Here is a 24470-nt window from a genome sequence, read left to right on the forward strand (position 1 = left end):
AATTATCGAAATGAGGACAATTAATGAGGAAATACAGAGTAGTAGCTGATCAGCTTTTAGACGAAATAGCTCAAGGAAAGTATAAAGATGAAGATCGTTTGCCAACTGAAGATAAATTAATGGCTGAACACAATGTCAGCCGAAATACACTGCGAAGTGCTATTGACGTATTGGTTGATAAAAGTATTCTTTATCGTGTGCAAGGGAGCGGGATTTATATTCGCAAACCAGTCTATCCTGATACGATTACCATTAATTCCATCAGAGGTTTTAAAGAAGAATTTAAAAACAAAGAAACACATTCTGAGGTCATCGAGCTGGAACAATTACCAGCAGATAAAGAGATAAGTCAAAAACTTCAGTGCGAAATAGGCACCCCAGTTTATTTTGTTCACCGGATGCGCTATATTGAAAACGAACCTTTTTCAATTGAATACAGTTATTTCAATAAAACCATTATCCCTTATCTAGGAAGAGAAATTGCTAATAACTCCATCTATAGCTATATTGAGAATGATTTAAACTTATCTATCGGCTTTGCTGACAAATACATTTCTGTTGAAAAATTATCTAAAATGGACAGCAGCCATCTTCAATTAAAAGAAGCTGATCCTTCTTTAGTTATTGAAGAAACCGTTTATCTTACGAATGGAACACTTTTTAATCATTCCAGAGTTATTCATAATTACAAACACGCTAAGTTTTTTGCATTAGCAAAAAATTGGTAATAAAAAACAAGTAAGAACCTTGAAATATAACTCTATCCTAGGGTTCTTGCTTGTTTTATTTTTTACTTAAGGTTCCTTCGTGTCTATAGCCTAATTTTAAAATTATAGGATACTTGGAAAGAAAAACAATAAATTAAAATCCTAATAGTTTCATACCAAAACAAAACCTGCTAAACGGTGCATGACGTTCTTGCACACTCTTTAGCAGGTTTTTATTTAATCTAATCTACTATTAGTTATCGCTTTTAATGAGTTCCAATGGAGAAGCAATTTTCGCTTCAACTTTTTTACCAGAGAAATGATCAAATGCTGCTTGCATTGCAAGTTTGCCCATTTCTGTTGGTTGTTGAGCAACTGTTGCGCTTAGCGTACCTGCTTCAATTGCAGCTAATCCGTCTTCTGTTCCATCAAAGCCCACTACTTGAATGTCTCCAGTTTTTCCTGCAGCTTCAATGGCTTCAATCGCACCTAGTGCCATTTCATCATTTTGAGCAAAAATAGCTTCGATTTCTGGATTTGATTGAAGCATATTTTCCATAACCGTCAAGCCTTCTGCGCGGTCAAAGTTGGCTGTTTGTTGATCCACTAAGTCTAAATTATCTTTTGCATAATCATTGAAACCTTTTCCACGTTCTCTTGTTGCAGAAGCGCCAGGTATTCCTTCTAATTCAGCAACTTTTGCTTTTGAACCTGAAATTTCTTCAATATATTGGGCAGCCATTTTTCCGCCTTCTACGTTATCCGAAGCCACTAACGTTACTACTTGACCGCCATCACTTGAACGGTCAATGGCAATTACCGGAATACCGGCACTGTTTGCAGCTTCAACAGCTGGAGTGATTGCAGATGAGTCAACAGGATTGATCAATAAAATATCGACCCCTTGTTGAATCAAATCATCTACGTCATTGCTTTGTTTTGACGTGTCATCTTGTGCGTCCAATACTTTTACTTCAGAACCTTCATCACCAGCCAAATCAGTAATTCCTTCTTTAACTGAAATAAAGAATGGGTTATTCAGTGTCGATAGCGATACACCTACGACTAAATCTGATGATTCTTTTTCTTCCACTGCACCAGAATCCGTGTTTTCTCCTTCTAACGTTGCGCTGCCACATCCTCCTAAAAATAATAAAGCTGCTGCTGTCAATCCAATTAATTTCTTCATTTGTGTTTCCTCCTATTGGTTTATTTTTTTCTGTCTAATAAAACTGCGATGATGATGACGATACCTTTGACGATTTGTTGATAAAAACTAGATACACCTAATAAATTCAATCCATTGTTCAAGGTTCCCATGATCAAGGCCCCGATCAACGTCCCAACTATTCTTCCACGACCGCCAGAAAGACTGGTTCCGCCTAAGACAACCGAAGCGATCGCATCCATTTCATACGATTGTCCTGCAGTTGGCTGTGCTGAATTTAATCTAGATGTGATGATGATTCCAGCAATCGACGCCATCATACCTGAGATAGCATAAATAGCTATTTTGATTCGATCGCTTTTTATTCCAGCGATAAATGCTGCTTTTTCATTCCCTCCTATCGCAAATGTTTTTCTACCAAAGGTCATTTTGTGTAATAGAATATACAAAATGATGAAACAGATGGCCATTAAAATGACCGGAAATGGAATACCGAATAAATAACCGCGTCCGACAAATTTAAAGATGAAACTATCGCCAATCCCTGTGATTGGGTTTCCATCTGTGAAAACTAAGGTCGCCCCTCGGAAAATCGTCATTGTTGCTAATGTTGCAATAAATGGAGCCATTTTCCCTTTCGTGATCAGCAATCCATTAAACCCGCCTAACAAGCCGCCAACGACAACCGCTAATACCATGGCCAAAAATGGATCTAAGCCAGCAACGATACTGCCTGCCATCAAAGCACTGCTTAAAGCTAGTGTTGATCCAACGGACAAATCGATTCCGCCTGTTAAGATGACAAACGTCATCCCGAAAGCGATCAAGGCATTTGTTGAAACTTGTCTTAATAGGTTAAGCAAGTTGTTCGGAGACACAAAACCAGGGTTGAGAATTGTTACAAAAACGATCAAAACGATTAAGGCTAATAGTGGTCCTAGTTTTCCAATGATGTCTTTTTTCTGCATTTTTTGTTCTTCTAATTGAACCTTCTTTAAATCTGAACTCATATTAATACCCTCCTGTTGCAAGACTCATAATTTTTTCTTCTGTTGCTTCTGATTTTCCAAGCTCGCCCGCAATGGTTCCTTCATGAACGACAATGATTCGGTCACTGACGCCTAAAACTTCGGGTAAGTCACTGGAAACCATGATAATCGCTACACCTCGATCAGCTAACTCATTCATCAATTGATAGATTTCGCGTTTAGCTCCAACGTCCACTCCTCGGGTTGGTTCATCTAAGATAAGCACTTTTGAACCGATTCCGATCCATTTTGCTAAAACGACTTTTTGCTGGTTTCCTCCTGATAAATTGGAGACAGCTAACTCGGCGCTTTGTGCTTTAACATTTAAGCGTTTCATTAACAACTGAACAAAGTCTTTTTCTGCCGTTGTATCGATCAATCCTCTTTTTTTAAATCCATCAATGGAAGGCAATGAAATATTCTCTTTAATAGAATAATCTAAAATCAACCCTTCATCTTTTCGATTTTCAGTTAAAAACCCAATACCTTTTTCAATGGCATTATTAGGATTTTTGATTTTAATGGTTTCATTCTCAAAAACGATATCGCCGCTGTCCAAAGTATCGATACCGAAAATAGCGCGCATAATTTCTGTCCGGCCTGAGCCCATCAACCCTGAAAAGCCAACAATCTCGCCCGCACGAACAGTGAAAGAAATGTTTTCGAAGATACCTTTTTTCGATAAGTGTTGAGTTTCAAAAATAACTTCGCCAATTTTTGACGTTTTTTCAGGATAATAATCTTCAAGGTCTCTTCCAACCATTTTCCTAACAACTTCATCAACCGTTGTATCTTTTGTCATAGTCGTATCGATGGATACCCCATCTCGCATGACCGTGATGCGGTCACTGATTTTAAATATTTCTTCCATTCTATGAGAGATGTAAATGATCGCAACACCTTTTTGTTTTAGATTCATAATGATCTTGAACAACGTTTCAATTTCTCTTTCAGTCAATGCCGCTGTCGGCTCATCCATGATCAATACTTGAGCGTTTGTCATTAAGGCTTTAGCGATTTCAATCATTTGCTGTTGGCCGACTGACAAGGTTTGAACTTCTAAGTGCAAATCCAATTGGATACCTAAGTCCTCGAAAACAGCTTTTGCCTTTTTTTCCATTTCTTTGGTGTTTAACCAGCCCAGTTTGTTTTTGATTTCTTTGCCGATAAACAAATTTTCAACTACCGTCATCTGAGGCCAAATGTTCATTTCTTGATGGATAAAACTGACTCCGTGTTCTTCGGCTTCTTTGGGGTTTTGATAGACTGTCTCGGTTCCATCAATGATGATTTCACCAGAATCGTATGCATGTAATCCGGTTAAAATATTCATTAATGTTGATTTACCAGCCCCGTTTTCTCCCATCAATGCGTGTATTTCTCCGCCATTAAGGTCAATGTCTACCCCTCTAAGAACAGAATTTGTTCCAAAGCTTTTTGTAACGGCTTTCATTTTAACTTCCATTGATCTGACCTCCTAAAATAGCACTCCTGATTGTAGAATAATATTGGAATATGGAGTAGCTTCTCCAGTTCTAATAATAGCTTTAGCATTTTTTGATAAATTTTTAAATTCTTCATGGCTGACATAGTTGAATGTTTGTGTCGGAAGTTTTTGTTGGATTTGTTCTAATTGTTTTGGATTGCCTGCTTTTATTTCGTCGGCTAGCATTACTTCTTCGATGACCATTTCTTCCACTAGCAAATCCAGTACTTTCTGAAAAGCAGGATCATTTAAAGCTAAAGCCAAATCAATCTTTTTTACTCCATCCGGAATCGGTAAACCAGCATCAGCAATAATAATTTGATCCGTATGACCTAAATCAGCTAAAACCTTATCTATCTCACTATTTAAGATTCCATTCTTTTTCATAAAAAGCACTTCCTTTCATTTCTTCTAAAGTTGGCATGCCGCCTTGTGCACCAAACGTTTGGATCGACAAAGCTGCTGCCAAATTTCCAAAACGGATACTAGATTCCATATCAAGTCCAGATGTCAACGCTACTCCGAAAGCTCCATTAAAGGTATCGCCTGCTCCTGTTGTATCAACAGGTTGAACAAGATAAGAAGGAATCTGTACTTCTTTTGATCCATCATTAAAGTACACCCCTTTTGATCCCATCGTGACGATCAATTTATTAGGGTGTTTTTTCAATCCTTCAGAAATGCTTAACTGCGGAAACAAAACGTTGTATTCTGATTCATTAGGAGTTAAAAAAGTTACCTTTTCAATCGTTTCTTGCTTGATTTGCTTAGCTGGTGCAGGATTATAAATGGTTTGGATGCCTTTTTGAAAACAAATATCAATTAGACTTTCAATTATTTCTAACGGCGTTTCATTTTGAAGAATCACAACATCACTTTCTTCAATCGTTCTTGATGCGCTTATTACTTGTTCATGTGTAATCGCATCATTTGCCCCAGGAATATAAACGATGCTATTGTCACCGTCGACTACAGTGATATGCGCTGAACCAGAAGGCAAACCTGTAACCGATTCCACATTATCCGTGTTTATTTGATTATTTTTTAAATTTGCAATGATCTCTTGTCCAAATAAATCTGTCCCAACTGTTCCTATCATACTGACTCGGCTTCCCAAACGAGCCGCCGCTACGGCTTGATTCGCCCCTTTTCCGCCAAAGGTTGTTTTGAAATCCTTGCCGGTGATCGTTTCACCGATTTCAGGTCTTTTATCAGCACTTACGACAAAATCAGTTGATAAACTTCCTACTACTGTAATTTTACTCATCTTTATCCTTCTTTCTCAACGATTCTCTAATTTCAAGCGTTACAGGTAACTGAACGTTTTTTTCTTTAATCGGTTTTCCTTCTATGCGAGCACAGAGTATCTCAGCGCCTTTGTAACCAATTTGATAAGCTGGTTGAGCGATGGTCGATAAACTAGGATACATCAGTTTACTGTAAGGATTGTCATCGTATCCTACTATTTGCAGTTCCTCAGGGATTTTGATCCCCTTTCTGATCGCTTCCCGCATAACGGCTAACGCATGGATATCATTCGAAGCGATAATGCTGTTCGCTTTTGGAAATTTTTCTAATAAATGAACGGCAGCTTTTTCTGCCGAATCAAATTGAAACGATTCTGTTTCAAATAAGTGGTAGTTTATATTGTTTTCTTCTAGAACTTTGATGCTGCCTGCTGAGCGGACTAAGGACTTTGAAATGTCTCGTGGACCAACCATCACGATCACTTCACCCGGATTTCTTTCAACAACAGCTTGTGCAGCCAAACTTCCTCCCTGATAATCATCTGAATAAACAGAATATTCTTTGTTTGAAGCAACTCTATCCAGCATAACAAAAGGCATACCTTTCATATTACGAAAGCCGCCTTCTACCGCGGATAAGACACCGGCTACATTGTTTTGAGAAAAAGTCCGTATGTATTCATTTTCTTTATCTGAGCTTTCTTGAACATTGCCTAAAATTAAGTTATACCCCATTTGATTCATTTTATCCTCTATTCCTTTAGCCACTAATGGAAAGAACGGGTTGGAGATATCTGGCAAAAGAAAACCGATTAATTTAGATTTTTTTTGATAAAGCGAGCGGGCTACTTCATTAGGATAAAAATCTAATTCTTTAATTGCCGTTTCAACTTTCAATCGGCTTTTTTCACTGACATAACCGCTTTTATTCAAAGCTCTTGAAACCGTCGCGACGGACACACCCGCTAAGCTTGCAACATCTTTAATGGTTTTCATCCTGTTCACCTCACTGCTGTTTAGTATGTGTAACCGATTACACATTTATAATATCACCTCACCCAAGAATTTGCAACCGTTATCATCAATAAAATAAAAATAATTGCTATATTCTAATGATCTATAGCTAATTCTCTCGTTTTCAGACTGGATCTTCCTTATAACATAACTTAAACACAAAATAAGTAATTGCTTTTAACCAACTATTTTTATAGTTATTAATTTTTTCTGCACAAAAAACGCTTTTGCCCTTGCATTATATTAAAAATATATTAGAATAGTAGTTCAGTGATTAAAATAAAATGATAAAGGTGGTTTTGATATGTCGCAAGCAATTTTTTTAGAAACACTATATGGAGCTTACAAGAACGTTGCAGTACTGGAAAAATCCGTTTTTCCAGCAGATATTGATTTGGAGGAGGCATATCGAATTCAACACGCCTTCACTAAAGCAAAAAAAGAAAATAACGAAACATTGAAAGGTTATAAAATCAGTATGACCAGTCTTGAAACACAAGCTTTATTCGGTGCTAAAGAACCATTGTATGGACAAATGACGGATAAACAAATTTCTGGTACCGTTTCGCTTAGTGAGCAAATGATGAACCCTTTAGTTGAATTGGAATTGGTCTTTGTTGTTAAAGAACCATTGACAGCTAAATCCACTGAAGAAGAAATTATTGCAAAAACTCAGGTGGCTCCTGGTTTGGAAGTACCTGATTCTCGTTTTGAAGACTGGTTTCCTAAAATGCCCAAAGAACAAGTTTGCGCTGACGGAGCTGTTGGCGGGAAAGTTGTTTTTGGAGCAGCAAAAGATTATACTTATGCAGATTTAGACGCTATCAATGGAAAATTGATTTTGAATGGTGAAGTCCTTGATCAAGGCTCCTCTTCTATTGTTATGGACCCTCCCGTTAAAGCGATAAAGTGGTTATTAGAAAAATTAGGACAACATGACTTGACCCTTGAACCAGGTATGTTTGTTTCTTCTGGTACATTCGTCCTGCCGAAACCGCTAGAAGTTGGACAATATACTGGCGAATTTGAAGGTGTAGGAAATGTTCAGCTTACGGTGAATGCTTAGATTACGATTCTTAATAATATAAGTTAAAAAAAGATCCTCCTAAGTCTGGCATCTGCCAGCTTTAGGAGGATCTTTTTAGGTAATAAGCTTGATTTTTTGTTCAGAAGTCTTCTTGTCTGTCATTCTTGTATCCATAAAGTGTTAACAATTTCATAAGGTTTAGCTGTCTCTTCTACCGTTCCTTCAATGACTTCTTCTAATAAGTTGCATTTTTTCGAAGCATAATTTTCTATTGTCAAGACAGCGTCTGTTTCTTTATGGGTTAAGTTGTACATCCGTGTAATGATTTCATCGCTATGCTCTTTGCGTTTGAAAGCAGTCAGTGCCATATTTTGTCCTTTCAATTCAGCATATTGATGATTAGGCGACCACTTTCCATCATGAACCGTCGTTTGGTAAGTACTAAAAGGAATTTGATAGTTGAATGCTTCATGGAACGTTCTGGTCGCCTCTTCTTTTCCATGAAAAGATAATGCGTACAGCATAGATTTTTCTCCCAAGCATTGCGCTTCTGGTGTAGCAAAATATCCCCAATCTCCTAACTCTCCAACAGCTCTCAACAATGTGACAGCAATGGTTTGTTGATTTTGTTCTTCAATGATTTCATATTCGTTCAACCCGATCCCAGCTGCTGTTACACCGTGTTCAGCGTCTTGGACATTCACAAAAGCATGGGTATGCTGTGGGTTGGAAGGATTGATCCATGCCGGATCAACGGTATTTGGCCGTTCAACAACTTCAAAGATGCTGTCTGCATAATGAACATCAGATTGAATGCCTGTCGGGAATAACACACGCAAACGGTGGTCTTTATGCTGGTTATCAAAAGTTGTTTCGAACTTGACTTGCTGGCTATGGCGTTCTAAACGTACTTTTGTTTTTAATGTTAATGTTTTACAAGTTTTAGAGCGCCCTGCTTGACGATTTCGCATCTCAATAACGGCTTTTTGTTCTTCTTCCAATTGTTCATCCGCTGAGATCGGCACTTCTAGATGATGCGTGATCTCAATTTCGCCAAAACCGACAGTATCTTCAATAATATTGATTTCTGCAGCTGTTCCTTTTGAGTAGATAGCTTGGTCATTCAAAGGCTGTCTGAAAATATATTCATTTCCTATATCGCCTACATCTTCAAAGTTCAACAACTCTGCATATGTTCGATTAGTTGATTTATTCAAAACAGCCAATGTTCCGTCTTTTTGGACATCGATTTTCAAATAGCTGTTTTCCAACGTTGCGCCGTTGTTTGAAACCAGGCTCGCCTCCGTTGCCGTGACCACCACGTCTTGTTCATCAGCTTCCACTAATATAAAGCTGTTCCAAGACAATCCTTTCATCGACTCAATCGGCAATCTAACCTCCACATAACGAGCCATAAATGGCTGACGGAACTTGTCTTTTGGCAAGTCATACCCGAATTCTGTTCCACCTTCTGTCACGATTGCAGAAATTGTTTCGCCATCTACAGTTTTCACTACAAAGGATGGGTATTCTTTTTCTTTGAGTACTTTGTACAATTGGTCAGGTACACCGGCTGAAAACGGCAAACGTTCAATTTCGATCCGTACTTCAGCTACGCCGATTTTTTCTGAACCGCTCGTATTGAAAACAACAAACGGGAAACCATCCATGTTTTTAAAACTTGTGGTATCAATGGAGCGCACTAAGTGTAATGCAGCTTCATCCGCTACATAACGGCCCACTTCATTGGCTTTCTCGAAACGTGTGACCATTTCGCGGTGGACTTCATCGACACTGCAGCCGCAGATACTGTCATGCGGGTGGTTTTGCATCAATGTTTTCCAAGCATACCGCAGCATATCATGCGGGTATTCTTCCGCTGTCTCATACGCCATCGTCGCCAAAGGTTCTGCAATGCTTTCAAGCAAACGAGAAACACGAGTATTCCATTGTTTCAAATATACGCGAGTTGATGCTGTGTTGGCTAATGTGTACCAGCCGTCTGTTTCTTGAGAGGTCAATTCTCCTGAAACTGTATTCAAGTTTTCTGGCAAGTCTTGTTTTAAAGCGGTTAAATATTCTTCAAAACTTGCATGCACGAATTCGATATCCGGGTAAAGTTCATTAGCGACTTGAATGGCAGTCGATAAATCTTTTTGAACTGGCTGATGATCGCAGCCGTTCATCATCAATACATGATCAGTCGAAGTATACAGTCCTGCATCAGCTAATTTGGTTTCCCAAAATACTTGAGCTTCCGCTTTTTCTGTTGGAATTTCATTTCCGTTACTGTACCAATTGGCAAACAACAGGCCTAAAATTTTCGATTCATCTGGCCCTTTCCACCACATTTCTGAAAATTGCGAAGCGTATTTGTCATCATTGACCACCACATTATTGAATCCCGTCGGCTTGACACCGCGTCCGAAAGCAGCCACATCGAAACCAGCTTGTTCCATCATTTGCGGTGTTTGGCCTGCGTTGCCGAATGTATCAGGAAAGTAGCCTAATTTAACGGGTGCTCCCCATTGTTTGCTTTCGTCCATTCCGACAATAATATTGCGGACGTTTGATTCGCTGCTTGTTAAGAAAGCATCTTGTAAAATATAAAACGGTCCAATTTTTAGTTTCCCATTTTTAATATGTTTTTGAATCAGTTCTTTTTTATGTGGCCGAACTTGCAAGTAATCATCGATCATGATCGTTTGCCCGTCTAAATGGAAACTTTTAAACTCTGGATCCGTTTCAAACAGCTCCAGAACATCATCCATCAATTCTACTAAACGCATATGGTGCTGTTCGTATGGCAAATACCATTCACGGTCCCAATGACTGTGAGATAAAATATAAACTTTCTTTTTCATGATTAGCTCCTTTTGTTTCATTAATCTATTGCATTGTTTTCAATAACCGTTCTCATCCAAAAACTGCTTTTTTTAGGTGTTCGTTTAAAGTCGTTCTCAATATCGACACGGTAAAAACCATAACGATTGCGGTAGCCGTTCAGCCAAGACCAGCAGTCCACAAAGGTCCACATATGGTAACCGAAACAATGGCTGCCTTGTTCGACTGCTTTGTGCAGTTCAGCTAAGTGATCTTGAACAAACTCAATTCTGTAGTCATCTTGAATAACGCCATCTTCATCCACGAAGCGCTCTTCTTCTGCTACGCCCATACCGTTTTCAGATACGTACCACGGGATATTCTTGTAATCATTTTTTATCCGCATAGCAATGTCGTAAAGCGCTTCAGGATAGATTTCCCAGCCGCGGTAAGGATTTATTTTTTTCTCCGGCCAGTCATACTCTGCATATAAATCGCTTGGCATCTTTGCAGGAACAGCAGGCTGATTCACTGCTTGTACGCGTTTAGGCTGATAATAATTGACACCTAAGAAATCAATGGTTGTTTGAGCCAGCTTTTCTTTGTCGCCTGTTTCAGTAGCTGGCAGCAAGTTATTTTCTTTTAATAATTGAACCAATTCAGTTGGAAAATGTCCTAAAACAACAGGATCGAGAAAACTCTTCACGTTTAACGCATCAGCCATATCTTTGGCTTTAATATCTTCAGGTGCATCACTTTTACTGTAGACCGGTGTTAAGTTTAAAATAATGCCGATTTCTCCGGTATGTTTACCTCTTCTAAATTCTTCAACAGCTTGAGTATGTGCCATCAAGGTATGGTAACCTACTTGAACAGCACGTTTAAAATCAACGACTGCTGGATAATGAAATTCAAACAAGTAGCCGCATTCAACATGAACAATGGGTTCGTTAAACGTTGTCCATCGATGCACTAAATCGCCGAATTGTTCAAAGGCAACCTTAGCATAATATCCGAAGTTTTCTACCGATTCCCGGCTTTCCCAGCCGCCTTTTTCCATCAGCCACCATGGCATATCGAAGTGAAACAAGTTGATGATTGGTTCAACACCTTTTTCAATCAAGCTGACAAAGTAATTACGATAAAAATCTACCGCTTGTTGATTGAGAGTTTTTCCATCTGGCAATAAGCGAGCCCATGAAATCGAAGTCCGATAAGAATTTAAACTCATATCTTCCATCAATTGGACGTCTTCAGCGTACTGCTGGTAAACGTTTGACGTGTCTTTCGGCCCAACACCCTTATCGAATTTTTCAGGATTCATTTCAAACCATTTATCCCATGTTGTCGGAGCTTTTCCGTCAATCAATGCTGCCCCTTCTGTTTGCGGAGCAGATGCTGCTGCTCCCCATAAAAAACCGTCTGGAAATTTTTTCACGTTGTTTGCCGCCTTTCTTACTTTTTAATCCGTAAGTCATAATAATCTAATACTAATTCGCAAAACATCATATTTGCCCAAGAGAACCATTCTCTCGTATAATTATTCGGGTTATCAACATCGAAGCCTTCGTGCATCAAATTTGTTCCTGCGTCATTTTCAACCAACAAGTCTAAGATGCGTTTCTTCTCACTTTTATCAGAAGTGGTCAAACCTTCCATTGCTAGAGCAATCGGCCAAACATAATTTTCAGGCGTATGCGAACTTCCGATACCTTTAGCATATTTCCCTTCATAAAAATAAGGATTTTCTTTGCTTAAAATTGTTTCGCGTGTTGCCAAGTAAACGTCGTCGTCTTCTGCACAGTAGCCTAGGTAAGGAGCTGCCAACAAGCTGGGAACGTTTGAATCATCCATAATAGAGTAATTCCCTAACCCATCGACTTCATATGCGTAAACTGTTTCGCCTGCTGCGTTTTTTACTTTAGCAAATTTCTCAATACCGGATTGGATCTCTTCACGCAATTCTGTAACTTCATCAACTATAGATGGTTCTTTGACTATCTCGGTATAAATTTCTTTTAAATAATCTAACACAACGACTGCAAACATATTTGAAGGCACTAAATAATTGTAGATACAGCGGTCATCACTTGGTCTAAAACCTGACCATGTCATTCCTGTTACTCCGATCGGCGAGCCTTTACCGTCGTTTACTAATGTATCTTCTTCTCTCCAAGTATCGCGTTCAAAGTTGTATGGAGAGTTTTCGTGATTTTGTTCTACTTTCCAAAGTGCTAAAATTTTCTTTACTGCTTCTTTAAATGTTTCGTTAAATTGGTCAGTTCTGCCGGTTTCTTTGTACAGCAAGTAGCTTAATTGAACCGGATAACACAATGAGTCGATCTCGTATTTGCGTTCCCAAATCCATGGATTCATTTCAGTATGATCATCTTGGTGTCCAGCACTATTGGCTTCTTCATTAAAAGCGTTTGCATAAGGGTCCAAGTTAACATACTGCAATTGCTTTTCAACTACTCCTGCAATCATATCAGAAATGTCTTTATCTTCTTTTGCTACCAGCAAGTAAGGGCGAACTTGTGCTGTTGAGTCTCTTAACCACATTGCCGGAATGTCGCCTGTCAGTAAAAACGTTGTTCCATCTGCTTGTTTTTTAACGGTTGTCAATAAGGTATTAGAGAATGAAGCATTAAAATTTTCAGCCCATCTTGGATTTTCTTTTGATTTTTCAGTAACTTTATTCATTAATATTTGAATTGATTGAGGTATCTCTTTATAAGCCATTTCGTCTCTCCATTCTTGAATTTGTATTATCTTTTATTACTTGTATTATAGAATATGATTTTTTAAATAACTACAAAACATAGGTTTCTCTCTATTTTATATAGAAAATACTAAAATTTGTTGTATTCCCAAAATGAAATGGTATATTTTGTATAAATAGTTATACCATTTGGAGGCTAAATAGTTTGAAAAAAGAACCCCTTTATAAAGTCATTTACGACTCTTTAAAAACGAAAATTTTAAATGGTACGTTTCCTTTTAACAGCCAGCTGCCGACAGAAAAAGAATTATCTGACCAGTACAAGGTAAGTCGCATTACCAGCAAACGAGCTTTAAATGATCTAGCTGAAGAAGGTTATATCAAACGTATTTCAGGCAAAGGAAGTTTTGTCATTCTTGAGAAACAGCCTCTTGCAAAAACATTTAATATCACTTTATTGCTGCCCTTTTTTAAAAATGCTGGATTAGAGCAATATGTACAAGGCATTTCAGATTGTTTGAAGTCTACTCCATTTCAATTAACTATTCATTACACACAAGAAGATCCTCTTAAACAGCGCCAACTAATTCACTCTTTATCTAAAGAAACTTGCGATGGTTTGATTCTTTATCCTGATTTCCCTTCAACTTTAGTTGATCTTGTTTATAACCTGTACTTAGATGATCTCCCCATTGTTTTGTTAGATAAAGAATTGGTTGGCTTGCCGGTTCCCGTTATTTCTTCAGCAAATTTTCAAGGTGGTTATGAAGCAACTGTGTATGCTATTCGACAAGGCCACAAAAAGATATTATTTTTTTCATTAGCTTCGCTTCTCGAAAATACGGCTGTTAAAAATCGTTACTTAGGCTATCTTAAAGCACTTCATGAGTACAATATCAAATTAGATATAGGTCCATACCTGAACGATCGTCCGCTTACAATGGATCAAAATCAATTGATTCAATCTTTTCTGGAAACAACAAAAAAACAAGGCTATACCTGCATCTTTGTTGAACATGATGTCTTAGCGATGGAACTGATTTCGACTGCTGCTAATATGGGCTGGGATATTCCAACCGATATGTCTTTTATCGGATTCGATGATATTTCTCTGGCTCGCATGATCACTCCTAAGCTAACTACTGTAAAACAAGACTTTTATCAAATCGGATATACTGCAACGGAGATTTTATTGTCAATGATCGCCGATTCTGCTAAAAAAGATACTCTCCGCTCAATTGAAGTTTCTGCCAAATTAAGGGTTCGAGAATCTGTCCAGACTAAATACGAAGCGAAAAGGGACTGAACTTAAGCGTCAGCCCCTTTTTTATTTCTATCCTATTGAATTTGATCCCTGAATTCTCTTGGTGATTGTCCTACTAAGTTTTTGAAGTTTTTGTAAAAATAGCCTTGGTTTTGATAACCAATTCGGCTTGCTATATCATTAACCGGTTCTTTTGAACGCAGCAATAACTCTTTTGCTAAATTGATTCGATAGTGATTTAAATACTTGGAAAAGCTCTTGCCCGTTTCTTTTTTAAAGACCTGTCCTAAATACATAACATTTACATGAAGGATTTTTGCAATACCTTTTAAATTTAAATCCTCCATATACTCCGTTTGCACAATTTCAATCGTTTGTTTGGTCAAGTCACTGTAAAGTAATTGTTTTTTTAATTCATCCAAAGGCAGTAAATCAGTTTCCATTACCATTGCTAATTCATTAAATGTTTCTGAATCAAAGATAGCTTTTGTTTTCTTTAAAAACTTATCACTCTCAATAGCATCAAACTGCAAATAAATATTAACTAAAACTAAATACATCAAACGTTTAATATTTTCTGCATTCATTTGGCCATCTATTAGTTGATTGACAAACAAACTAACTTCTTTAGAGATACGTTGGATGTTTTTAGAAAAAATCCCCTCATTTAGATTGGTCACCAACCCAGATAAAGTCAAATCGGTCATAGTATTTTCTTTATACTTATTAAAAACAAGTTGCTTTCCATAAAAATCAGCATGGTCTTTTGCTTTCAATGCATATTTGTAACTTTTATAAACTTTTCCTGGTTCTTTAATACATGTCCCAATAAAGAATAAACAATTGTTTTTCAACTTTTCACTTAACTGATTTAATTCTAGCTCCATCATTTTGCTATCTTGCCCTGCTAAAATGATGACTTTTTCTGTTTCGTTTAAAGAAAAATAGAGAGAGATATTTAGCTCACGGCAAGTTTCTTTAAAACTAGTTTCCCAATTCCCTCTTTGTCTACTTCGTACAATCACAACAGTAAATGATGGGTCTTCAGGCACCTTAAATAAATAATTTTCAACTAATTGATCAAACTGGTCTTTCCTCAGTTCGTTTCTTATCCATCTGCCTAGCAAACCTTCAAAAATAGCTTGATCTGCTTGATTGTAAAGTTTTTCCTGTTCAAATTCTTTCAATATATTTTCAAGTGAATGATACAGTTCTTCTTTATCGATTGGCTTCAACAAATAGTTAGAAGCTCCTAGACGCATCCCGTTTTTAACGTATTCAAATTCCTGATAGCCTGAAAGAATAATAAACTTAAATGGTTGAGCTGTTTTTTGAGCTTCTTGAATAAAATCAATTCCAGATAAAACGGGCATTGTAACATCGGTCAAGATAATATCGACTGGGTGTTCCATAATATAATCTAGTGCTTTTTTCCCATTTCTAGCCGTTTCTACTATCTCCATACCAAGGCTTTCCCAATCAATTAGTTTTTTTAAACCAGCTAAAATCATGTATTCATCATCTACTAATAGTACCTTATACACATTGCCTCATCCTTTTTTATTGATTTATCAGAATTCCATTATAATTGTTGTACCTCCGCCGGCAGTTTCTTTTATTTCCATTTTGAAACTCTCACCAAAGTAAAGTTTCATTCGGGTATACACATTCATGATTCCAACTGAACCAGGTTTAAACAATTCCGTTTCTTTGAAAGAATGGTTAATTTGTTCCATTTGACTTTTGGGAATACCTACGCCGTTATCAATAATAACTATTTTTGTTTTCCCATTTTCCTGATACGCTTTGACGCTGATAGCATTTTCTATTTTCGTAAAGTCAATTCCATGTGCAAAATAATTTTCTACCAGCGGTTGAATAGCAAATTTAGGAATCATCACTTCTTTGACATCATCACAAACCTTAAATAAATAAGCAAATTGGTCAGGATATCGCATTTGGTAAAGGTAAATGTATTTTTCACAAAACTTTAATTCATTTTCTACTGTCACTATTTTCTCGTGAGAAATATTATTTCTCAATAAAGTACCAAAATGGAAAACCACATCTGCCAGCTCATCAGCACCTTCACTAATAGCACTCATTCGGATATACTCTAAAGTATTATATAAAAAGTGAGGATTGATTTGAGACTGCAGAGCTCGCATATCAGCATCTTTTTGTTTGAGTTCTAGTTCATATATGTCTTTGATATAACGCTGCATACTGTCCAGCATATCATTTATGCCTTCTGCTATTTGTTTTGTTTCTGCTTTTTTATCTTGGGTATTGATTCGATTGCCGCTATCCCCATCAGCAACTTGATTGATTGAAATCAAAATATCCTCTACTTGAACCACATATTTCTTAAATAAATTAAAAAGAATCAGCAATAAGATAATATCGAATAGTAAACTGAATAAAAATAAACCAAAAGTACTTTTCAACGTGCTAATGACTATCTCCCTGCGCGGAATCAATGTATAAATTTGATGAGCATTTTTAGTCAGTGATTCAGTGATATAATACTCTTTCTCCAAATTTTTCAAATCAATTTTCGAATCCACCGCCATTTGATCAACTAATTTAGTTGATAATGTTGTATTATTTTTATTATTGCTTCCTTCATAAATCAATTGATTCGTATTGGAAAAAATAAACGTTTGAACCGTGTAGTTTGTATTTTGGTTCGTCAAAATTTGATTGAAATTTTCTTTTTCAAAATCCATATGTAAAGAACCGATTGGCTGCAATGTATTGCGGTTCATAAGAATTGTTGAGAAACGAATAGCATCTGTTATTGGTAGTTGCTTTACTTTCTCACCCATTAAGTTGCCAGTTTGTGAATAATAGATATCCGGATAATTTGTTAAGCTGATGCTAGCGGCTAAAAGCGAGCTCTCATTATAATAAAGACTTTCAATTGCTTTAGGCAGATAATAATAACTATCTGTCCGGTAATTCGTATCCAGCACTTCTGATAAATAATCAGCATAAGACAATTCAAAGTATTGGTGAATGTTAGTAATCTGCTCAGGTGTTGAGGTGAGGCTGACCGCAACTTCTTCAAGTTTCTCTTGATTTTTATTAACTAGAAATTCAATCCGTCCTGAAGCATTTTGAATACTTTGCAATGCTATTTTTTTATTATTTTCATGTAGCAATTGTCCTACTGCTATGCTGAAAATGGTAAAAAACAAAATCAATATAATCGAATACGTTTTTAACAAAGAGTAAATTTGATTGCTTTTCATTTTTGTTTTCATTGTCACTGCTCCTAAAATCAGGTCTTCTGCAAGTTAATCAACTAAGATATTTTGAAACATTCTTTTAGTGCTGGTACTGATAACTCCAGCTAATAACCCAGTTGAAATAAACAAAATCAAACCAGGGAATTTATAAGTTATTACACTAACTATTATCAAACCGAATATTAGCAAAAAACATTCTTTTGTCTTTGTAAAGAATTGGATGACCGATAATTTCAATGAATCGATCAAAGTAACCTCAAAAAATGTCAAAACAGCCAAATTGATAATGAATGACAATACTAATATAAATAGTACAAAAATCAAGACAAAATCGAGCACTAAAAAGAGCAAACCTTTTGTTTGAAGAGCAATAAATAAATTATATCCAATAATCAGAACGACCATCAGATAAAATAAAAGCAATTGATTGCCTTGTTTGAAGTTTTGTTTGAACTTTTCAAAAAGATTTTTCCATTTGATTTGATTAAAATCCCAGTTTGCTTCATCATGTTCTTCCACAATAGTCATCATTGCTGGTGTAACACCAAAAATCACTAGTCCGATAAAACTTAATCCCCAAAAATATAAACTTAATTTAATTAGGTAGTACACTTTGTTAAACGTTGTTTCAATTCCTTTTGAAATCACAAATCATTCCTCCAAATCATTTTGCCAATCTCTGTTAAAACAATCGCTTTCATTTTACACTACTTGAACCAAATAGAAAAGCTGAGCAATTTTGTCAGCTTACTCTATCCTATCTGTTCTGCTACTTAGTCGCTAGATAAGTCGATTCTTTAATGAAAAAGGTCGTTCTTCTTTGGTTATCTTTTTATACACAGGGGCTAACCCCAAATGCACGGTAAAACGTCCGCCGCTAAGCAAATCTGCATGAGTTAAGTACAACTTATTATATGGCACCTGGTTTTTATAAACTTCGGTCACAAAATTAGCCTGTGCTGTATTGTTTCTAGTTTCAATTTCCCATGTTTTACCATCAGGCAGATGAATGGTCACTTCATCAAAAAGTGGGATTCCTAAAACATACTCTCCACTGCCTGGGGTTACCGGATAGAAGCCCATGGAGCTAAATACAAACCAGCCTGACATACTGCCGTTATCTTCATCCCCAGGGAATCCTTCAAAACCGCTATTGAATAAACGAGTCATTAATTGTTTAACAACTACTTGAGTTGATGCTGGTTTCCCAACATAATTAAACAAATATGGGATATGAAAACTCGGCTGATTAGAAAGTGCTAATTGTCCGTAGTCGATGGCTGAAACTTCACTCATTTCATGGATTTCAAAACCATAACTGCCTACTTCGAATGAAGGCTGCGTGTTGCACAGCTCGGTCAACCGATTTAAAAAAGCTGTTTCACTTTCATAACCATCAATCAGATCTTGAATATTATGATACACACCAAAACTATTTTGCCAAGCGCTCCCTTCTGTATAATCAAAACCCCAGCGGTCAGCAGAAAAATCTTTTCTGAATTTCCCTTCAGTATCCTTCCCTCGCATAAATCCAGTTTCCTGGTCAAATAAGTTCCGATAATTTAAGGATGTTTTTTTAAACTGTTCTACTACCGGTTGCTGGTCGTTGAGCACTGCAGCAGTCTGACTAATACAAAAATCGCTGTACGCATAATCCAATGTTTGATTAACACTTTCTGATACATCTGTTGAAACATACCCTAGCCGATCGTATTCTTCAATTCCTAATCTACCGTATACAGAATTCCCACTCTTAACGGTAGCTGTTTTGATCATGGCATCTAAAAACTCTGCTGTTTCAGCTTCTGATAATAACCCTTTAACAGCTGCATCTGCAATGACTGCATCTACTAAAGTACCTGGCATCATCCCGCGTTCGTCAGGAGAAAGCCATTTAGGCAAGAAGCCGCTTTCGTTATAAGCCGTTAAAATTCCGGCTAATATTTCTTTGTACTCTTCCGGTGCTATGATAGAGTACAACGGATAAACTGTTTTATACGTATCCCAAAAACCATTATTCGTATACAAATATCCTGATTTCACTTCTTTTGCCGTTGTATCGTAATGCACCGGCAATCCTGCTTCGTTTAGTTCATAAAACTTTTGTGGAAATAAAAACATTCGGTACAGACACGTATAAAATGTTTTAACATATTCTTGATTTTCATGAGAAACGCTGATCCGCTCCAAATAATGTTCCCAACTTTTTTCAGCAGATCGCTTTTGTTCTTCAAATGAATCGGCTATCTCTCGTTCATAATTCAAATTAGCTTGTTTCAGGCTGATAAAAGATGTAGTTAAACTCGCATGGACTGTTTGGTGAGCAGCGTCTTCAAAATATAGAATCAGTTGTTTGCCCTTATCTGACTCAACAAGACCAGAAGTTTTCACATCGAATGCATAATCAAATCGAAACGTGAAATACATGCCAAAATCAGGATCATGACTGCCAGCAGCATAATTGACAAAACCAACGACGGTTTTTGTTTCCGGTTTTAACTTAAACCAGCTTTTTTCCCCAGGCATATGGAAAACAATTCCTGCTTGTTTTTCAGTCCGATAAGTAAGATCCAGGCGGCATCCTCGTTCGCTCGGAGTCAGCTCCGTCACAATATTATAGCGCAGTTGTTTGATCTTTAAATAATGCGGACTAAATACTGCTTCTTCAGGGCGATAAGAACTTTGATAAGAAGGAATATCATTTGAAATTTCGCTTCCTGCAATAGGTGTCATCAACAACGGGCAAAAATCTCCCATCCAAGGACTAGGTTGATGGGACAAACGAATACCTTGAAATACTCGGTGATACGGATTAAAAAACCAGCTATCTTCATTATTTGTTTGAACAGCATAATGATTCATTCCGAATGGCACACCTGTATAAGGCAGTGTGTTGCCATTAGAAAAATTACGGTCATTGTTCGTTCCTTGTCTTGTATCGATCAATTCTAACATAATAGACATTCTCCTAATTCGGTTATTTTCAAACTCATATAATCTGATTTTTAAAGAAAAAGAACACCTAAAAAGCAGGCGTTCTTTTCATAAAATCAGGGGTGAACTAATTATTTATTTGCATTGAATTCATCAAATTGTTTTTGAGCTTCTTCTTGAATTTTATCTAACCCGGCTTCTTTTAATTTTTCTAAATATTCTGGAACAACTTTTTTAGGATCAACACTACCTGTTTGTAATCCAGCGGTATATTGAGCTGCCACATTGTTCACGTTGGTGATTTCAGTTTTAACATTATCAGTCACAAAATTAAATCCAAGTAATGGAGATTCTTCCGCTTCTTCAATGGATTCGTCTCTGTGTTCAATTTGTTCATCGGTTACTTTTTCGTCAATGTAAAGAATCGCATTGTTTGCTAAATTCCAAGCTGACATATAGCCGCTCTTAGGATCAGAATAACCATCTAATAAACGAATACGTCCTTCTTCATCGGTTTTTTCCCAGTTTCTGCCTTCAACTCCATAGACTAAACCGTTTAATAATTCAGGGTCTGAGTTTAGCAAGTTTAAGACTTTCATAGATTCTTCTTTTTTCTTAGAATTGTTTGAGATAACAAAGTTCGCCATGCGTGCTTGTGCTACCGTTTTAGCTGCCTTACTGAACGGTCTTGAAGTTATTTCTTTTCCAGTAATTCGTTGCAGCAAGTAATCGCCGTAATCATAAGGTCCTTGAGTTTCTTGTCTGACGAACCAAGTGTCTTCATCTGTATTGTAAGCCGTTTGGCTAGTAGCTGCATCAGCGGGAACAAAGCCTTTTGTATAGTAATCATGCATTGTATCAAGTAATGGCAATAAGCTATCGCCTTCTTCATAAGGATTGATTAGTTTTTTAGGATCGCCATTTAAATCAATGCCTAAAGGAACATTATTTCCGATTAAGTAATCCAAGTCTTTTTCGATTCTCCAACCTGAACCAGCCGTTAAGGGAACAACACCAGATTCATTATCTTTAACCGTTTGTAAAAATGGTTCCAAATCTTCCAACGTCTCGACTTTTGAAATATCCATATCGTATTTATCTAGGAATGTGGGATTGAATGTGAACATTTGTTGTGCATAAACATTGGCGTTTACAGGAATGGCATATAATTTTCCATCAATGGTATTTCCAGTAATGTAAGCTTCATCTATTTGTTCCATTGTTTCAGGTGCATACTTTTGAGCTAATTCTGTTAAGTCAGCATATGCTCCTTTCTGAGCGTTGTTTAAGTAGTCTTGTGCAAAAGCAATATCATAATTTTCTCCAGAAGAAGTAATAACATTCATTTTTTTCTCATAATCACCCCAGCCGATATATTGAATTTTTAAACGAACACCAACTTCATCTTCGATCCGTTTATTGGCGATCTCCATCAATTCATCTAAATTTTCTGGCGCCACTCCGACTTGATACATTAAAACTGTATCTTTATCCCCACCACTATTTTTATTTTCGCTTTCTTTGCTGTCGCCAGCTGCTAATCTGCCGCAACCCACTAGAGCTGCACCGCATAAGAGTGCTACCGCTCCTTTAACCAACGTTTTCTTAAAATTGATCTTCATTTTTTTTCCTCCGTTACTATTTTTTTAAAAGCTCATACCCTTTAGTTAAAAAATATAAAACAACCATAAACTATCTTTACCGAATGGTTACTCTTTCACTCCGCCGATCGTTAAACCACTGATAAAATATTTTTGGAAGAACGGATAGCTTAATGCTATCGGCAGCGTTGAAATAACGACCATTGCCATTCGAGTAGCTTCTTTCGGAATACCAGCAGCCCCAATCATCGAGCTCATACCAGCATTTTCTATCATGAACTCAATATTGCTTTGAATCTGCATCAATACATATTGAAGCGGCATCAGATTATCACTTTGAATATATAGTAGCGCATTGAACCAATCATTCCAAAATCCGATAGCAGCAAATAAACTGATCGTAGCAATTCCCGGTACAGCCAATGGCAAGACAATTTTCCAAAACGTTCTAAATTCTCCTGCGCCATCGATTCTAGCTGATTCGATAATAGAATTTGGTACGGAGCGAATAAAGAAGGTCCGCATAACAATAATATTGAAAGGACTCATAGCCATCGGTAAAATCAAAGCCCAAATGGTATCTTTCAGTCCCAGCAAACTCGTCATCACGATGTAACCTGGCACTAATCCAGCACTAAACAACATCGTTACTAATGCAAACATTGTAAAAAACTTGCGGAATTTAAAATCTTTACGCGAAATAGCATAAGCATATGAAGATGTTAACGTAGTATTGATTAGCGTTCCGACAACCGTGACAAAAACAGTAACGAAAAGAGCTTGAATAATTTGATCGCCCATTTGAGCCAAATAGCGATAACCATCAAGACTCCAAGTTTCTGGAATCAACTGATATCCGTTAACAACCATGGCTGTTTCATCACTAAAAGATAAAATAATGATGAAAATAAAAGGAAACACACAGGAAAAAGCAAATAATCCAATTAATATATTAAAAAAGATATTTGTTTTCTTTCCAAATCCTTTGTAATTGACTGAATGGATGTGCTTTTTCTTTTTCTTATCTGTATCCTTATTCTTACTTTTTACTTCTACTGCTGTATAGCTTTCTTCAGTTTGCATTTTTACATCTCCTTTCTTGTTAGAATAATGCTGACTCTTCATCAAAACGACGGACAATCAAGTTGGTGACCACAACTAAGACAAAACCGACAACCGATTGGTACAAGCCTGCTGCTGTTGTCATTCCGATGTCTCCACTTGAAGCTAAACCATTATAAATATAAGTATCTAATACTGAGGTCACGTTATAAAGCGCACCTGCATTTCTTGGGATTTGGTAGAATAAACCGAAGTCAGCTTTGAAAATACCGCCTACTCCCATAATTGTTAAAATGGTAATCAGAGGAACTAAATGTGGCAATGTAACATGTCGAATTTGTTGCCATTTACTAGCACCATCAATTTCGGCCGCTTCATAAAAAGCCGGTTCAATTCCCATAATGGCTGCGAAATAAATAACGCTGCTGTAACCGACACCTTTCCAGATACCTAAAAACACTAAGATATAAGGCCAGTAAGTCGGATCAGAATACCAACTGATGGGCGTTCCTCCTTGTCCAACAATGATTGAGTTGATCAAGCCTTTATCAGGACTAAGGAAAGCGTATACAAAATAGCTAATAATAACCCATGATAGAAAATAAGGAAGCAACATAGAAGTTTGATAGACTTTAATCATTTTTTTGGACCGCAATTGACTAACAATTACAGCAATGCTGACTGCCAAAATCAATCCCGCTAAAATGAATGTTATGTTGTAAAGAAGTGTATTTCTAGTAATGATATAGGCATTGGAAGAAGAAAATAAAAACTTGAAGTTATCAAATCCTACCCATTTACTTTGACTGATACTTCCCCAAAAACCGCCGTTTTCGATAAACCTGAAATCTTTAAAAGCTACCACATTTCCTGCTACAGGTATATAGAAAAAGAAAATCAACCAGATTGCTCCAGGCAGTGCCATAAATAACATCGCTTTGTTTCTATTTAAATGATACAAAAATCCTCTTTTTTTCTTTTTCATTTCGTTCTCCTCCCTCAATTGGTAACCGCTTTCTTTATATATTTATTCTAACTAACTATACCGAATGAAGAAAGGAATAAATTATGGTTTATCCTACACAAACTATAGAAAATGAGCAAAAACAACCTTTGTTTGCTACTAATAGTAAGCT

Annotated in this window: 19 protein-coding genes; 3 read left to right on the forward strand and 16 right to left on the reverse strand. The window is 36.9% G+C overall.

Annotated elements, in window-relative coordinates:
- Window positions 1–23: 23 nt before the first annotated feature.
- The gene (locus JHE06_RS07210) at window positions 24–728 is read left to right on the forward strand and encodes a GntR family transcriptional regulator (protein WP_058918732.1); all 705 of its coding nucleotides are present in this window, start codon (window positions 24–26) and stop codon (window positions 726–728) included.
- A 232-nt stretch (window positions 729–960) separates the two neighbouring features.
- Here JHE06_RS07210 and JHE06_RS07215 read toward each other — a convergent pair whose 3' ends face one another.
- The 6 genes from JHE06_RS07215 to JHE06_RS07240 are packed head-to-tail and all read right to left on the reverse strand — an operon-like array spanning window position 961 to window position 6632.
- Window positions 961–1896, reverse strand: a complete 936-nt coding sequence (locus JHE06_RS07215) for a D-ribose ABC transporter substrate-binding protein (protein ID WP_058918733.1) — start codon at window positions 1894–1896, stop codon at window positions 961–963.
- 20 nt (window positions 1897–1916) lie between these two features.
- Complete coding sequence (locus JHE06_RS07220) at window positions 1917–2885, reverse strand: ABC transporter permease (protein ID WP_201088328.1); 969 nt, start codon at window positions 2883–2885, stop codon at window positions 1917–1919.
- Between the two features lies 1 nt (window position 2886).
- The gene (locus tag JHE06_RS07225; RefSeq protein ID WP_058918734.1) at window positions 2887–4368 is read right to left on the reverse strand and encodes a sugar ABC transporter ATP-binding protein; all 1482 of its coding nucleotides are present in this window, start codon (window positions 4366–4368) and stop codon (window positions 2887–2889) included.
- Window positions 4369–4380: 12 nt separating this feature from the next.
- Window positions 4381–4776 carry a D-ribose pyranase gene (rbsD, locus tag JHE06_RS07230; RefSeq protein ID WP_058918735.1) on the reverse strand — a complete coding sequence of 132 codons (396 nt, stop codon included), beginning with the start codon at window positions 4774–4776 and terminating at the stop codon, window positions 4381–4383.
- Window positions 4751–5656, reverse strand: a complete 906-nt coding sequence (gene rbsK, locus JHE06_RS07235; RefSeq protein WP_058918736.1) for a ribokinase — start codon at window positions 5654–5656, stop codon at window positions 4751–4753. The genes rbsD and rbsK overlap by 26 nt, the downstream gene beginning before the upstream one ends.
- Window positions 5649–6632: a LacI family DNA-binding transcriptional regulator gene (locus tag JHE06_RS07240; RefSeq protein WP_201088329.1), complete on the reverse strand. Its 984-nt coding sequence runs from the start codon at window positions 6630–6632 to the stop codon at window positions 5649–5651. The genes rbsK and JHE06_RS07240 overlap by 8 nt, the downstream gene beginning before the upstream one ends.
- A gap of 322 nt (window positions 6633–6954) precedes the next feature.
- Between JHE06_RS07240 and JHE06_RS07245 the strand changes: the two genes are divergently transcribed.
- A complete protein-coding gene (locus JHE06_RS07245) occupies window positions 6955–7716 on the forward strand; it encodes a 2-keto-4-pentenoate hydratase (protein WP_201088330.1) in 762 nt (253 codons plus the stop codon).
- Between the two features lie 119 nt (window positions 7717–7835).
- On the opposite strand, the gene JHE06_RS07250 is transcribed toward JHE06_RS07245, so the two are convergent.
- From JHE06_RS07250 to JHE06_RS07260, 3 genes are read right to left on the reverse strand one after another with little or no spacing between them, the layout of a single operon-like run.
- Complete coding sequence (locus JHE06_RS07250) at window positions 7836–10541, reverse strand: alpha-mannosidase (RefSeq protein WP_201088331.1); 2706 nt, start codon at window positions 10539–10541, stop codon at window positions 7836–7838.
- A gap of 20 nt (window positions 10542–10561) precedes the next feature.
- Complete coding sequence (locus JHE06_RS07255; RefSeq protein WP_201088332.1) at window positions 10562–11938, reverse strand: glycoside hydrolase family 1 protein; 1377 nt, start codon at window positions 11936–11938, stop codon at window positions 10562–10564.
- Window positions 11939–11955: 17 nt separating this feature from the next.
- Window positions 11956–13242, reverse strand: a complete 1287-nt coding sequence (locus JHE06_RS07260) for a glycoside hydrolase family 125 protein (protein WP_058918741.1) — start codon at window positions 13240–13242, stop codon at window positions 11956–11958.
- Window positions 13243–13427: 185 nt separating this feature from the next.
- Between JHE06_RS07260 and JHE06_RS07265 the strand changes: the two genes are divergently transcribed.
- A complete protein-coding gene (locus tag JHE06_RS07265) occupies window positions 13428–14528 on the forward strand; it encodes a GntR family transcriptional regulator (protein WP_201088333.1) in 1101 nt (366 codons plus the stop codon).
- Window positions 14529–14560: 32 nt separating this feature from the next.
- Here JHE06_RS07265 and JHE06_RS07270 read toward each other — a convergent pair whose 3' ends face one another.
- From JHE06_RS07270 to JHE06_RS07300, 7 genes are all read right to left on the reverse strand, one after another.
- On the reverse strand, window positions 14561–16030 hold the full coding sequence (locus JHE06_RS07270) for a response regulator transcription factor (protein ID WP_201088334.1): 1470 nt from the start codon (window positions 16028–16030) through the stop codon (window positions 14561–14563).
- Window positions 16031–16057: 27 nt separating this feature from the next.
- A complete protein-coding gene (locus tag JHE06_RS07275) occupies window positions 16058–17752 on the reverse strand; it encodes a sensor histidine kinase (protein WP_201088335.1) in 1695 nt (564 codons plus the stop codon).
- A 33-nt stretch (window positions 17753–17785) separates the two neighbouring features.
- Complete coding sequence (locus JHE06_RS07280; protein ID WP_201088336.1) at window positions 17786–18385, reverse strand: DUF624 domain-containing protein; 600 nt, start codon at window positions 18383–18385, stop codon at window positions 17786–17788.
- 132 nt (window positions 18386–18517) lie between these two features.
- Window positions 18518–20695, reverse strand: a complete 2178-nt coding sequence (locus tag JHE06_RS07285) for a GH92 family glycosyl hydrolase (protein WP_201089968.1) — start codon at window positions 20693–20695, stop codon at window positions 18518–18520.
- 107 nt (window positions 20696–20802) lie between these two features.
- On the reverse strand, window positions 20803–22293 hold the full coding sequence (locus JHE06_RS07290) for an ABC transporter substrate-binding protein (RefSeq protein ID WP_201088337.1): 1491 nt from the start codon (window positions 22291–22293) through the stop codon (window positions 20803–20805).
- Window positions 22294–22380: 87 nt separating this feature from the next.
- On the reverse strand, window positions 22381–23355 hold the full coding sequence (locus JHE06_RS07295) for a carbohydrate ABC transporter permease (protein ID WP_201088338.1): 975 nt from the start codon (window positions 23353–23355) through the stop codon (window positions 22381–22383).
- A gap of 19 nt (window positions 23356–23374) precedes the next feature.
- Window positions 23375–24319: an ABC transporter permease gene (locus JHE06_RS07300; RefSeq protein ID WP_201088339.1), complete on the reverse strand. Its 945-nt coding sequence runs from the start codon at window positions 24317–24319 to the stop codon at window positions 23375–23377.
- Window positions 24320–24470: the final 151 nt, after the last annotated feature.

The organism is Carnobacterium sp. CS13, from assembly GCF_016653495.1.
GTDB lineage: Bacteria > Bacillota > Bacilli > Lactobacillales > Carnobacteriaceae > Carnobacterium_A > Carnobacterium_A antarcticum.

What these genes read in the sequence shown, in the direction of transcription:
- JHE06_RS07210 (WP_058918732.1), top strand. Translation starts at nt 24, where the DNA reads ATGAGGAAATACAGAGTAGTAGCTGATCAGCTTTTAGACGAAATAGCT.
- JHE06_RS07215 (WP_058918733.1), bottom strand. Translation starts at nt 1,896, where the DNA reads ATGAAGAAATTAATTGGATTGACAGCAGCAGCTTTATTATTTTTAGGA.
- JHE06_RS07220 (WP_201088328.1), bottom strand. Translation starts at nt 2,885, where the DNA reads ATGAGTTCAGATTTAAAGAAGGTTCAATTAGAAGAACAAAAAATGCAG.
- JHE06_RS07225 (WP_058918734.1), bottom strand. Translation starts at nt 4,368, where the DNA reads ATGGAAGTTAAAATGAAAGCCGTTACAAAAAGCTTTGGAACAAATTCT.
- rbsD (WP_058918735.1), bottom strand. Translation starts at nt 4,776, where the DNA reads ATGAAAAAGAATGGAATCTTAAATAGTGAGATAGATAAGGTTTTAGCT.
- rbsK (WP_058918736.1), bottom strand. Translation starts at nt 5,656, where the DNA reads ATGAGTAAAATTACAGTAGTAGGAAGTTTATCAACTGATTTTGTCGTA.
- JHE06_RS07240 (WP_201088329.1), bottom strand. Translation starts at nt 6,632, where the DNA reads ATGAAAACCATTAAAGATGTTGCAAGCTTAGCGGGTGTGTCCGTCGCG.
- JHE06_RS07245 (WP_201088330.1), top strand. Translation starts at nt 6,955, where the DNA reads ATGTCGCAAGCAATTTTTTTAGAAACACTATATGGAGCTTACAAGAAC.
- JHE06_RS07250 (WP_201088331.1), bottom strand. Translation starts at nt 10,541, where the DNA reads ATGAAAAAGAAAGTTTATATTTTATCTCACAGTCATTGGGACCGTGAA.
- JHE06_RS07260 (WP_058918741.1), bottom strand. Translation starts at nt 13,242, where the DNA reads ATGGCTTATAAAGAGATACCTCAATCAATTCAAATATTAATGAATAAA.
- JHE06_RS07275 (WP_201088335.1), bottom strand. Translation starts at nt 17,752, where the DNA reads ATGAAAACAAAAATGAAAAGCAATCAAATTTACTCTTTGTTAAAAACG.
- JHE06_RS07290 (WP_201088337.1), bottom strand. Translation starts at nt 22,293, where the DNA reads ATGAAGATCAATTTTAAGAAAACGTTGGTTAAAGGAGCGGTAGCACTC.
- JHE06_RS07295 (WP_201088338.1), bottom strand. Translation starts at nt 23,355, where the DNA reads ATGCAAACTGAAGAAAGCTATACAGCAGTAGAAGTAAAAAGTAAGAAT.
- JHE06_RS07300 (WP_201088339.1), bottom strand. Translation starts at nt 24,319, where the DNA reads ATGAAAAAGAAAAAAAGAGGATTTTTGTATCATTTAAATAGAAACAAA.